Raw genomic sequence first — 12,638 nt, 5'->3', positions numbered from 1 at the left:
CGCCGGACGGTCTCAGCCGCCGAGCGACTTCTTCACGAAGTCGACCTGGAGCAGCAGCAGGTTCTCCGCGACCTCCTCCTGCGGCGTCATGTGGGTGACGCCGGAGAGCGGCAGCACGGTGTGCGGGCGCCCGGCGGCGAGCAGCGCCGAGGAGAGCCGCAGGGTGTGCGCGGCCACCACGTTGTCGTCGGCGAGGCCGTGGATGATCATCAGCGGCCGCTCCAGGCCGGCCGCGCAGCCGGTCAGGGAGTTGGCCTCGTACACCTCGGGCCGCTCGTCCGGGTGGCCCAGGTAGCGCTCGGTGTAGTGGGTGTCGTAGAGCCGCCAGTCGGTGACCGGCGCGCCCGCGACCGCCGCGTGGAAGACGTCCGGGCGGCGCAGCACGGCGAGCGCGGCCAGGTAGCCGCCGTACGACCAGCCGCGGATCGCGACCCGGTCGAGGTCCAGCGGGAACTCCCCGGCGAGCGCCCGCAGCGCGTCCACCTGGTCGTCCAGGGTGGCCCCGGCGAAGTCGAAGGCGATCGACTTCTCCCAGGCCGGGCCGCGTCCGGGGGTGCCCCGGCCGTCGGCGACGACGACCGCGAAGCCCTGGTCGGCGAACCACTGGGAGTTCAGGTGCGGGTTGTGCGCCTGGACGACGCGCTGGCCGTGCGGGCCGCCGTACGGGTCCATCAGGACGGGCAGCAGGCCGTCCCGCTCCCGGTCGTAGCCGGTGGGCAGGAAGACCGCGGCCGGGATCCGGCGCTCGCCCGCGAAGCGGAACACCGGCCGTGCCGTGATCACCGGGGTCTCGGCGTAGGAGGCGACGGTGGCGATGTCGTCCACCGCGACGCCCTCGGGCAGGTCCCGGGAGACCCGCACCAGGGTGCCGGGCAGGTCGGGCTCGGCGGTGGCCCGCACGGTGATGCCGGCCGCGTGCACGGCGGTGGTGACGGAGGTGAACGGGCGGCCGTTCGCGGCCTCCCAGGAGAGCCGCTTGCCGTCGTGGCCGATCCGGCCGACGGCGACCCAGCCGGGCTCGGGGTCGGTCTCGGCGGCGCCGCCGGAGGCGGTGAAGAGGACCTCCTCGGCGGTGACCGCGAGCACCGAGCGCAGGTGCAGGTCGGGTCCGGTGACGGTGTGCTCGCCGATCACCAGGGCGCGGGCGCCGGACTCGTCGGAGATCCGGACCAGCTTGCCGTCCGGGGTCCAGGCCGGGACGCCCGGGAACAGCTCCAGCCAGGCGTCGTCCCGCTCCTCGTGCAGCGGCTCGGTGGCGCCGGTGGCGGTGTCCAGGCCGAGGATCCGCTGCACCCGCTGGTCGCGGGACTGGACCAGCAGCAGCGGCACGCCGCCCTGGGACCAGTGCACCCGGGCCAGGTACGGGAAGGCCGCGCGGTCCCAGACCACCTCGGTGCGGCTGCCGTCCAGGCCGAGCAGCCAGAGGCCGACCTCGGCGTCCGGGGTGCCGGCGGCCGGGTAGGCGACCTCGGCGGGCTCGCGGTCCGGGTTGGCCGGGTCGGCGATCCACCAGCGGTGCACCGGGGTGTCGTCGGCCCGCTCGACCAGCAGCCGGTCGCTGTCGGGGGACCACCAGTGGCCCCGGTCGCGGTCCATCTCCTCCTGGGCGATGAACTCGGCCTGGCCCCAGGTCACGTTCGGGGCCTCGGGCGAGACGAGGGCGCGGTCGCCGGTGCCGTCGGTACGGGTGAGCCGCAGTTCGCCGCCGGTGGTGGCGTAGGCGACGTGGACGCCGTCCGGGGAGAGCCGCGGGTCGACCAGCGGGCCCTCGGCGGGCAGCTCGGTGGCGGTGCCGGCGACCAGGTCGGCGACGAACAGCCGGCCGGACAGGGCGAAGGCCGCGAGCCGGCCCGTGCCGTCCAGGGCGTAGCCGACGATGCCGGCCGAGCCCTCGCGGCTGCGCTCGCGGCGGGCCTTCTCCGCCGGCGAGAGGTCCTCCTCGCCGCCGCCGAGCAGGACGGCCGGGTCGGCGGCGATCCGCTCCTCGCCGGTGGCGGTGTCGAGGGTCCAGAGCAGGTTGGCGCGGTCGCCCCCGGAGGGCGAGCGCAGGAAGACGACCCGGGAGCCGTCGGGTGCGACGGAGAACGACCGGGGAGCGCCGACGGTGTAGCGCAGGGTGCGCGCGTACTGCCTCGGGAAGGTGTCCGCTGGGGTGTGGGTGGTCATGGCACCAGACCCTATGACGCCGCCGCGCCGGTGGTGATCACTCGTTCGGAGCATCGTGCGCAAGTACGCCCGGAAGGGGGCCGCACCCCCTCCGACCGGCCCATGCGCCCCATGAGTGCGACCGTGCCCCGGGGTGCGCGGCCTCACTCAACGTAATACCTGCCTCACTCATCGGGTATGACTGGTTCACGAGTGATCGTCAGGCCCCGTCCCGGGCCCCGGTCGCCCGACGCAAGTCCCGCACGGTACGACCGCCGCCCCTCCCCGGGAGGAGCGGCGCACCCGGAAGGTGTGTGAGCCGCCATGGCCCTGTCCATCTCCGCAGCCATGCTGATGCTGGTCATCGTGGTGGTGCTGATCCGCCGCTCCGGCCTGAAGCTCGCGCACGCGATCGTCTGCGCGCTGCTCGGCTTCTACCTGGCGTCCAGCTCCATCGCCCCCTCGATCAGCCAGGTCACCAGCAACCTCGCCGGGATGATCAACGGCCTCAAGCTCTGACAGCCGTCGTGCGGTCGTTAGGCTTCCCCCCATGACCGCGACTACCGGACGCCGCCTGCTCCTGGTGCACGCGCACCCCGACGACGAGTCGATCAACAACGGCGCCACGATGGCCCGGTACGCCGCCGAGGGCGCCCACGTCACCCTGGTGACCTGCACCCTCGGCGAGGGCGGCGAGGTGATCCCGCCCGAGCTGGCCCACCTGACGGCCGATCGGGAGGACGCCCTCGGCGCCCACCGGATCGGCGAGCTGACGCGGGCGATGGCCGAGCTCGGGGTCACCGACTTCCGCTTCCTCGGCGGCCCGGGGCGCTACCGCGACTCCGGGATGATGGGCGTGCCCGACAACGACGTGCCCGGCTGCTTCTGGCGGGCCGACGTGGACGAGGCCGCCGACCGGCTGGCCGCCGTGGTCCGGGAGGTGCGCCCGCAGGTACTGGTCACCTACGACGAGGACGGCGGCTACGGGCACCCTGACCACATCCAGGCGCACCGGGTCGCGATGCGCGCGTACGAGCTGGCCGCCGACCCGGCCCACCGGCCCGATCTGGGCCCGGCCTGGCGGATCGCCAAGGTCTACTGGAACCGGGTGCCCAGGTCGGTGGTCGAGCGGGGCCTCGCCGAGACCGCCGAGAAGGCGCCGTTCCCGGGCGTCGCACAGGCCGCCGACATCCCCGGGGTGGTGGCCGACGAGCTGGTCACCACCGCGGTGGACGGCACCGCGTACACCGACCGCAAGGCCGCCGCGATGGCCGCGCACGCGACCCAGATCACCGTGGACGGCGCGTTCTTCGCGCTCTCCAACGACCTCGGCCAGCCGCTGCTCGCCACCGAGTACTACCAGCTGGCCCGCGGCCGGGCCGGGTCGCGACTGCCGGAGGAGGACCTCTTCGCCGGTTCGGACGCCGCCGCCGACGGCCCCGAGGACCCCACCGCCACCCCCGAGGAGCCCGCCCGATGACCGCGACCGACGCCCGGCCCGCGCGCCGCTCGATCCCGGCGGTGCTGCTCGGCAGCCGGGAGGAGCGGCTGAAGGAGTCCCAGCCCCCGCGCATCGCACGGATCGCGGCTTATGTCCTGTTCTTCCTGCTGGGCATCGCGGTGTCGATCTGCGGAGCATTTGTGCAGGCCTTGTGGCCGCCCGTGGGAGTCCTGCTGGCGCTCGCCGCCACCGCCGCGACCTTCTACGGCGGCCTGCGGGTGACCGGCACCCGGCTCGGCGCGGGGGTCCCGGCGGCCGGCTGGTTCCTGGCCCTGCTGCTGGTGATGGTGCCCCGCCCGGAGGGGGACAACGTGCTCTGGACCAATGCCACGTCGCTCTGCTGGCTGTTCGTCGGCTCGATCCTGGGCGTGATCTGCGCCACCCTGCCGACCCGGACCAGCTGGTTCCCCGGCGTTCCGGGGCCGCCGCGCCGCCCCTGAGGGGGATCCGCGTACGGTGGCCGGTACGACGGGCAGTCAATACCGTCCGGTCGTACTCTCATACCGGAGGAACCGGACGTATCGGGATCTGTCCGAACCGGTTCACCGGCCGGTTCTTCCCAGTATGGTGGTGCCGCAGAACGCCGTACCCGACGCCGCCCGCCTGGTCCGGCGCCGACAACCGCGGTCGCGCCGCACGGCCCGGCCCGCGAACCCGGAGCAGAGCAGCATTGAGCAGCCGCGAATCTGACAACGCCCACCCGACGCCTCGGCGCACGGGACCGGACGCCTACCCGTCGGGCACCCCGCCCTACGGCACACCGGGTTTCCCCGGCGGCGACCGCGCGGGTGCCGGCGCCGCCGCCAAGGGCTCGGCCCCGGAGGGCGAGGACGAGAGTCCCAAGACCGAGACCACCCTCACCACCCGCGTCCGGATCAACATCCCCGGCTCGCGTCCGATCCCGCCGGTGGTGGTGCGCAGCACGGTCAAGAACGAGGACGGCCCCGGCGAGGAGGCCCCCGCGCCCGCCGCCGAGCCGGCCGGGCCCCGCCACCGGTCCGCCGCGCCCGCCTCCCCGGTGCTCGGCGTGATGGACGGCGGCGGCCGCACCACCCCGCCGGACCTGCCGCCGGAGTGGCAGATCCCGCCGGCCACCTCCGAGGCCGAGTCCACCGGAGCCTGGTTCCGCCCCCGGCAGAAGAAGGCCGCGCCCGGCGAGGGCTCCGCCCCGGCCGCGGTGCCGGCCGGTGCTCCCGCCGCCGCCTCCGCCGCCGCCTCGGCACCCGCCGGGGCGCAGCGCGGCACCGCCCGGCCGAACGGCGCCCGCCCCGAGGGCGGCCGCCCGCAGCAGGCCGAGCGTCCCGCCGCGGCCCGGGCCAACGGCCGACCGGTGCCCGCCCAGGCCCAGGCGCAGGCCCCCGGTCCGCGTCCGACCGGGGCGCCCGCCACTCCGTACGGCGGCGAGCTGCCCGCCGACGAGGCCGGCGTCTACGCGGACGCCCCGGCCGACCCGTTCGCGCCCGGCGCCCCGGCCGATCCCTTCGGCACCGGCGGCCCGGCCGACCAGTTCCACAACCCCGGCGGCGCCCCGTTCAACCCCGGTGCCGACCCGTTCGCCCCGGGCCCCGGCCTGCCCGGTGGTGCCCCGCAGGGCCAGGGCCAGGGCCGCCCCGCCCCCGCCGGGCCCGGCACCGCCGACCCCGAGGACACCTCGGTCGACGGCTTCGCGCCGATCCGCGAGCACGCCCCGGCCGGCCCCATACCCGGGGCCCCCGCCGGACCGGCCGCCCCGGGCGGCGGCCCGCAGCCCGGCCTGTTCGCCTCCGCCCCGGCCGGCGCCGACCCGTTCGCCGCCCAGCGCCCGCCGGCCGCCGGCCCGCACGGCGCCCCGGCGCCCGGCAGCCTGTTCCCCGGCGTCCCCGACGCCATGGGGGCCCCCGCCGGCCAGCATCCCGGTGCCCCCCAGGCCCGCCCGTTCCCCGGCGACGCGGACTCCGCACCGCCCGCCGCACCGGCGGCGGACGGCCCGTCCGCCCCGAAGCCCGCGCCGGCCGCCAAGCCCGCCGCGGCCGCCAAGCCCCGTCCGAGCGCCGCCAAGAAGCTGGTCAAGCTCACCACCTACGCGGTCGTCGGCGTGGCCTTCCTCGGCGCCGCCGCCTACGGCACCGGGCTGATGCTGAACCAGTCCGACATCCCCAAGGGCACCGTGGTGCTCGGCACGGACATCGGCGGCAGCAACCGCGACCAGGCCATCCACCAGCTCGACGAGAGCGTCGGCAAGGCCGGCCAGCAGCCGGTCAAGCTGAAGGTCGGCGAGCAGACCGTGGACCTCGACCCGACCGCCGCCGGGCTCGCCTTCGACACCACGGCCACCGTGGACCGGCTCACCCAGCACTCCTACAACCCGGTGGACGTCCTCAAGTCGCTCAAGGGCAACGAGAAGGCCGTCCCGCCGGAGGTCAAGGTCGACCGGGCCAAGCTCAAGTCCGCGCTGGAGGCGCTGGCCGGCGGCTCCGGCCAGGGGCTCCAGGAGGGCTACGTCAAGTTCGCCGAGAACGGCGACGCCGTCGTCGTCCCGGGCAAGGCCGGCCAGGCGGTGGACTCCGCCGCCGCCGTCGACCTGGTCGACACGGCCTACCGCGACCGCGCCGCGGGCAAGTCGGAGCAGCCCGTCGCCCTGGCCGTCACGGCCGCCCAGCCGAAGACCTCCCCGCAGGCCCTCCAGGGCGCGGCGGACACCCTCGGCAAGTCGGTGACGAACGGCCAGATCCACATCCTGGCCGGCACCAAGAAGTTCGACTTCGGCCCGAAGACCGCCGCCGCGGCGCTCACCCTCGTCCCGGACGCCAACGGCAAGCTCGTGCCGAAGTGGGACCTCGACGCGCTGAACCGCCAGCTCGCCGGCGCCTTCGACAAGATGAAGACGAAGAAGAACGGCCAACTCGTCCCGATCACCCCGCAGGATGTCGCGGACCAGGTGACGGCACTGTTCGAGAAGAGCGGCGACAAGGACCGGACCTTCAAGTTCCCGGCCTGATCGAACCGTTACCGGGGGGCGGGTCCGGATCCGGGCCCGCCCCTCGACAACTCCGCTCCCCGGTCAGCAAGATGTGACGTCCCTCGTCAGCCGCATCCGTCCCGGGAGAACCACCATGGGCCGCCCCCTGTACCGCCGCACGGCCCTGCTCGCCGGTCTCACCGCCGTCTCGCTCTCGCTGACGCTGTGTTCCTGCGGCCCCGGCAGCGGTCCCGGCTCCGACGCCCGGGCCCTGCCGAGCTCGGCCGAGACCCCCAAGCTCACCGCCGTCGACATCAATCCGCACGAGCGCGCCGAGCTGCGCCAGGGCGGCACCCTGCGGGTCGCGGTGGCCCAGTACTCCACCCAGTGGTCGCCGGTCCAGACCGACGGCGGCGAGTCCTCCACCATCGCCGTCACCAAGCCGCTGCTGCCGACCTTCTTCCGCTCCGACGCGGCCGGCACCCAGACCCCCAACCCGGCCTACCTCCAGGACGCGCACAGCGAGCAGCGGGACGGCCGGCAGGTGGTGGTCTGGACGCTCAACCCGAAGGCCCGCTGGTCCGACGGCGCCCCGATCACCTGGCGCGACATCGAGGCCAACTGGCGGGCGCTGAACGGCAAGGACCCGGCCTACCGGTCGGCCAGCAGCACCGGCTTCGAGCTGGTCTCGGCGGTCGAGCGCGGCAAGGACGACTTCCAGGCCGTGATGACCTTCGAGCGGCCGTTCGCCGAGTGGCAGTCGATGTTCAACGGGGCCGCCAACGCCCCGCTGCTGCCCGCGAGCCGGATCGCCACCCCCGAGCTCTTCAACACCTCCTACCTGGACGCCATCCCGGTCACCGCGGGCCCGTTCAAGGTGGAGCGGATGGACCGGGCGGCGCAGACCGTCACCCTGGTCGCCGACCCGGCCTGGTGGGGCGACAAGCCGCTGCTGGACCGGATCGTCTTCCGCGCGATGCTGCCCAACACCATGGCCGCCGCCTTCAACAAGAGCGAGATCGACCTGTTCAACAACGGCCCGGACGTGGCCGGCTACCAGCTGATCCGCAGCACCCCCGGCGCCGCCGTCCGCCGGGCCGGCGGGCCGGACTTCCGCCAGTTCACCCTGAACGGCCGCAGCCCCGCGCTCACCGACCCGTCCGTGCGCCAGGCCCTGTTCCAGGCGATCAACCGGGACATCATCGCCCGCTCCGACCTGGCCGGGCTCGACTGGCCGACCGTCACCCTCAACAACCACCTGCTGGTGGCCAACCAGAACGCCTACCGGGACAACTCCCTCGGCCTCAGCCGCTACGACCCCGCCGAGGCCGTCCGCAAGCTCGACGCGGCCGGCTGGAAGCTGGACGGCGACGTCCGCCGCAAGGACGGCAAGGAGCTCAATCTGCGGCTGGTCATCCCCGCCGGCGTCACCCAGGCCCAGAACGAGGCCACCGTCGCCACCGGCATGCTCAAGGACGTCGGGGTGAAGGTCACCACGGTCACCGCCAACCCCAACGAGTACTTCGACAAGTACGTCAACCGGCGGGACTTCGACATCGCCGCCTACTCGCTGCTCGGCACGCCGTTCCCGGCCAGCGGCAACCGGGCCAACTTCGTCCAGAACGGCGGCACCAACCACTCCCAGTCCGGCAACCCCTCCGTCGACGCCGCACTCGACCGGGCCTCCGCCGCGAGCGAAGCGGCGGGCGCCTTCGAGGCCATCAACCAGGCCGACGCCGAACTGTGGAAGGTGGCCGGGGTCCTGCCGCTCTACCAGCGCCCGCAGCTGTACGGGAGCCGCGCCGACCTCGCCAACATCGGCGCCCAGGGCCTGTCCGACATCGTCTGGGAGAACGTCGGCTTCCAGAAGTGACCCAGGGGCCCGGCAGCCGGAAGGGCCCCGGAGTCTCGCGGACTCCGGGGCCCCCGGTGCGGTGCCGGGCGCGGTCAGCCCGAACCGATCACGTCCCGCACCTCCGCGAAGTGGCAGGCCGACTCGTGCGCGGCCGGCCCGCGCAGCGTCGACGGCACGGCCAGCAGCGGCACCTCGGTCGAGCACCGCTCCTCCGCCTTCCAGCAGCGGGTGCGGAAGCGGCAGCCCGACGGCGGGTTGGCCGGCGAGGGGATGTCACCGCTGAGCAGGATCCGCTCGCGGTGCTCGCGCCCGGTCGGGTCCGGCACCGGCACCGCGGAGAGCAGTGCCTGGGTGTACGGATGGGTCGGGTGGGAGTAGATCTGCTCCTCCGTGCCGATCTCGACCATCCGGCCGAGGTACATCACCCCGACCCGGTCGGAGATGTGCCGGACGATCGAGAGGTCGTGCGCGATGAACATGTACGACAGCTCGAAGTCATTCTGCAGCTGCTCCAGCAGGTTGATCACCTGGGCCTGGACCGAGACGTCCAGCGCCGAGACCGGCTCGTCGCAGATGATCAGCTCCGGCTTGAGGGCCAGGCCCCGGGCGATGCCGATGCGCTGGCGCTGACCGCCGGAGAACTGGTGCGGATAGCGGTTGATGTACTCCGGGTTCAGGCCGACGACGTCCAGCAGGTCCTGGACCGCCCGGCGGCGGTCCCCCTTGGGCGCCACCTCCGGGTGGATCTCGAAGGGCTCGCCGATGATGTCGCCGACCGTCATCCGCGGGTTCAGCGAGGTGTACGGGTCCTGGAACACCATCTGGATGTTCCGGCGGACGGCCTTCAGCCCGGCCCCGGAGAGCCGGGTGATGTCCTCGCCCTTGAACAGCACCTGGCCCGATGTCGCCTTCTCCAGGTTCATCAGCACCTTGGCCAGCGTGGACTTGCCGCAGCCGGACTCGCCGACGATGCCCAGCGTCTCGCCCTTGAGCAGCGAGAAGGAGACGCCGTCCACCGCCCGCACCGCGCCGACCTGCTTCTTGAGGACGACCCCCTGGGTCAGCGGGTAGTGCTTGACCAGGTCCCTGACCTCCAGGATCGGCTCAGCCATGGAGGGTCTCCTTCCAGAAGTGGCAGGCGCTGCGGCGGCCCGGCAGGTCGGCCCCCTCGGCGTCCAGCACCGGTACCAGGCGCGGGAGTTCGGTGTGGCAGATGTCCTGGACCCGGTCGCAGCGCGGGTTGAACGCGCAGCCCGACGGGATCCGCAGCAGGCTCGGCGGCAGGCCCTGGATCGCGTAGAGGTTCTGGCCCTTCTGGTCCAGCCGGGGGATCGAGTTGAGCAGGCCCTTGGTGTACGGGTGCGCCGGGCGGGCGTACAGCTCGTGCACCGGGGCGGTCTCGACGATCCGGCCCGCGTACATCACCGCGATCTTGTCGGCGACGTCCGCGACCACGCCCAGGTCGTGGGTGATCAGGATCAGCCCCATGTTGAACTCGGCCTGCAGCTCGGCCAGCAGGTCCATCACCTGGGCCTGGACGGTGACGTCCAGCGCCGTGGTGGGCTCGTCCGCGATGATCAGGTCCGGCTCCAGCGCCAGCGCCATCGCGATCATGATGCGCTGGCGCATACCGCCGGAGAACTGGTGCGGATAGTCGCCGACGCGCTCACGGGCGGCGGGGATGCGCACCCGCTCCATCAGCTCGACGGCCTTCTCCTTGGCCTCCTTGCGACCGGCCCCCTGGTGCACCCGGAACATCTCGCCGAGCTGGTAGCCGACGCTGAGCACCGGGTTCAGCGAGGACAGCGCGTCCTGGAAGATCATCGCGATCTTCCGGCCCCGCACCGCCCGCCGCGCCTTGGGGCTCATGGTGAGCAGGTCCTCGCCCCGGAACCGGATCGAGCCGTTGGTGATTTTTCCCGGCGGCATGTCGAGGATGCCCATGATCGCCTGCGCGGTCACCGACTTGCCCGAACCGGACTCGCCGAGCACCGCCAGCGTCTCCCCCGCCGCCACCGAGTAGCTCACCCCGTTGACGGCCTTGGCCACGCCGTCCCGGGTGTGGAACTCGATGTGCAGGTCGTCGACCTCCAGCAGGGGCGTTCCGGGCACCAGCCGCTCCCGGCCCCCGCCGAGCACCTGCACCGCGTCCGGGCCCGGCGCGGCGCCGTCCCTCGCCGGTTTCGTCATGTCAGTCATGGTCCGCGGCCCTCCTCAGCGCAGCTTCGGGTCGAGGGCGTCGCGCACCGCGTCGCCGAGCATGATGAAGGCCAGGACGGTGACGCTCAGCACCGCGGCCGGGAAGAGCAGCACGTGCGGGGCGTTCAGGAAGCGGGCCTGGGCGTCGCTGATCATCAGGCCCCAGGAGATCGCCGGGGACTGGATGCCGATGCCCAGGTAGGACAGCGCGGCCTCGGCGCCGATGTACACGCCCAGGTTGATCGTCGAGACCACGATCACCGGGGCGACGGCGTTCGGCAGGATGTGCCGGCCGACGATCCGGCCGGTGCCCGCCCCGAGCGCCCGGGCGGCCACCACGTAGTCGTTGTGCTTGTTGGCCAGTACCGCCGAGCGCATCAGCCGGTAGATCTGCGGCCAGCCGAGCACGGCCATCACCGCCGAGACGGTCCAGGCGTTGCCCTCGCCCCAGGTGGACATGATCAGCATGCCGCCGAGCAGCAGCGGGATCGCGAAGAAGATCTCGGTGACCCGGGAGAGCACGCTGTCCCCGATCCCGCCGATCCAGCCGGCCCACAGGCCGAGGGTGCCGCCGACCAGGACCACCAGCGTGGTGGTCACCATGCCGACGATGATGGAGTTGCGGGCGCCCCAGATGGTGCGGGTGTAGATGTCGCAGCCCTGGACGTCGAAGCCGAACCAGTGCGAACCACTGGGCCGCTTCAGCGAGTCGGCCAGGTTGCAGAAGCCGCCGGCCCGCGGGTCCCCGTCGGTGAACAGCTGCGGGGCGACCGCGAGGACGACCATGAACAGCACCAGGAACCCGCCGATCAGGAACAGCGGGCTGCGCCGCAGGTCCGTCCAGGCGTCGGTCCAGAGGCTGGCGACCCGTTCGCCCCCGGCGTCCGGTGCGCCGGAGCCCTTGGCGGTCGCGGCGGCCGGCCCGCCCGCGGCCGCCCCGGAGCCGGACTGCCCCGGGATCGCCGCGCCCGTGTTCTCGCTCTTCGTCGGCTCACTCATAGCGGATCCTCGGGTCCAGGACGGCGTACAGCAGGTCGACCACCAGGTTGGCGAACAGGTAGACCATCACCAGGGCGCTCACGATGCCCACGACGATGGTGCGTTCCCGCAGGTAGACGGACTGGAAGAGCTGGTGTCCGACGCCGGGGATGTTGAAGATGCCCTCGGTGATGACCGCGCCGCCCATCAGGCCGCCGAGGTCCATGCCCAGGAAGGTGACGATCGGGATCAGCGCGTTGCGCAGACCGTGCCGGACCACCACCCGCAGCGGACTCAGCCCCTTGGCCACCGCCGTCCGGACGTAGTCGGCCCGCATGACCTCGATCAGGCTGGTCCTGGTGAGCCGGGCGACGTACGCCAGTGAGGTCGAGGCCAGGACGTAGCCGGGCAGCAGGTACGAACGGAAACCGGCCTCCTCGTTGAAGGAGACCGGGAAGAAGTCGATGCCGTAATCGGTGTTGAGCTTCACCCCGATGACCAGCTGGAGCACGAAGCCGATCACGAAGACCGGGATCGAGATGACCATGAGGGTCGAGATCAGCACCACGTTGTCGATGAACTTGCCGCGCCGCAGGGCGGCGACCACACCGGCGGTGACGCCCACCGCCATCTCGATGGCCAGGGCGACGAACGCCAGGTTGATGGTGTACGGGAAGGCCCGCTGCATCACGTCGACGACCTGGTTGCCCCGGTAGTCCTCACCGAAGTCGCCCTTGAACAGGCCGATCAGGTAGTCCCAGTACTGGACGAAGAACGGGTCGTCGAGGTGGTACCGGTCCCGCAGGACGGCCACGACGGCGGGGTCCTGCCTCTTCTCACCGGCCAGTGCCGCGATGGGGTCACCAGGAAGCAGGAAGACCAGTGCGTAGATCAGGAACGTCGCGCCGAGGATCACAGGTATGGCCTGGATGATCCGGCGGACCACATAGCGGCCCATGCGGTCTCCTCATGATCGGGGCACGCCGGTGCCGGGCGGCACGGGGGTTGCCCGTGCCGCCCGC

10 protein-coding genes are annotated in these 12,638 nt (G+C 73.0%); 5 read left to right on the top strand and 5 right to left on the bottom strand.

The genetic code is table 11. From position 1 onward, the window contains the following. Positions 1–12: 12 nt before the first annotated feature. On the bottom strand, positions 13–2,166 hold the full coding sequence (locus tag OG715_RS25855) for a S9 family peptidase (protein WP_266271324.1): 2,154 nt from the start codon (positions 2,164–2,166) through the stop codon (positions 13–15). A gap of 303 nt (positions 2,167–2,469) precedes the next feature. Between OG715_RS25855 and OG715_RS25850 the strand changes: the two genes are divergently transcribed. From OG715_RS25850 to OG715_RS25830, 5 genes are all read left to right on the top strand, one after another. Further along, on the top strand, positions 2,470–2,664 hold the full coding sequence (locus tag OG715_RS25850) for a DUF2304 family protein (RefSeq protein WP_030307746.1): 195 nt from the start codon (positions 2,470–2,472) through the stop codon (positions 2,662–2,664). Positions 2,665–2,695: 31 nt separating this feature from the next. Next, positions 2,696–3,625, top strand: coding sequence for an N-acetyl-1-D-myo-inositol-2-amino-2-deoxy-alpha-D-glucopyranoside deacetylase (gene mshB / locus OG715_RS25845; RefSeq protein WP_266271323.1), 930 nt, complete (start codon positions 2,696–2,698; stop codon positions 3,623–3,625). Continuing rightward, complete coding sequence (locus OG715_RS25840) at positions 3,622–4,086, top strand: DUF6113 family protein (protein WP_266271322.1); 465 nt, start codon at positions 3,622–3,624, stop codon at positions 4,084–4,086. Before mshB ends, OG715_RS25840 begins: the two co-directional genes overlap by 4 nt. A gap of 230 nt (positions 4,087–4,316) precedes the next feature. After that, positions 4,317–6,623 (top strand): hypothetical protein, encoded by a 2,307-nt coding sequence (locus tag OG715_RS25835; protein WP_266271320.1) that lies wholly within the window; start codon positions 4,317–4,319, stop codon positions 6,621–6,623. Positions 6,624–6,738: 115 nt separating this feature from the next. Continuing rightward, positions 6,739–8,457, top strand: coding sequence for an ABC transporter family substrate-binding protein (locus tag OG715_RS25830; protein WP_266271318.1), 1,719 nt, complete (start codon positions 6,739–6,741; stop codon positions 8,455–8,457). A gap of 74 nt (positions 8,458–8,531) precedes the next feature. Here the strand turns inward: OG715_RS25830 and OG715_RS25825 are convergent, their stop codons facing one another. The 4 genes from OG715_RS25825 to OG715_RS25810 are packed head-to-tail and all read right to left on the bottom strand — an operon-like array spanning position 8,532 to position 12,574. After that, positions 8,532–9,551 (bottom strand): ABC transporter ATP-binding protein, encoded by a 1,020-nt coding sequence (locus tag OG715_RS25825; protein WP_266271317.1) that lies wholly within the window; start codon positions 9,549–9,551, stop codon positions 8,532–8,534. After that, positions 9,544–10,638 (bottom strand): ABC transporter ATP-binding protein, encoded by a 1,095-nt coding sequence (locus tag OG715_RS25820; protein ID WP_266271316.1) that lies wholly within the window; start codon positions 10,636–10,638, stop codon positions 9,544–9,546. Before OG715_RS25820 ends, OG715_RS25825 begins: the two co-directional genes overlap by 8 nt. Positions 10,639–10,653: 15 nt before the next feature. Continuing rightward, complete coding sequence (locus tag OG715_RS25815; protein ID WP_266271315.1) at positions 10,654–11,637, bottom strand: ABC transporter permease; 984 nt, start codon at positions 11,635–11,637, stop codon at positions 10,654–10,656. Further along, the gene (locus OG715_RS25810) at positions 11,630–12,574 is read right to left on the bottom strand and encodes an ABC transporter permease (RefSeq protein ID WP_266271314.1); all 945 of its coding nucleotides are present in this window, start codon (positions 12,572–12,574) and stop codon (positions 11,630–11,632) included. The genes OG715_RS25815 and OG715_RS25810 overlap by 8 nt, the downstream gene beginning before the upstream one ends. Positions 12,575–12,638: the final 64 nt, after the last annotated feature.

Origin of the sequence: Kitasatospora purpeofusca, assembly GCF_036010405.1 — a bacterium.
In the GTDB taxonomy this organism is placed as follows: domain Bacteria; phylum Actinomycetota; class Actinomycetes; order Streptomycetales; family Streptomycetaceae; genus Kitasatospora; species Kitasatospora purpeofusca.
This window is presented reverse-complemented; position numbering and strand designations above follow the sequence as displayed.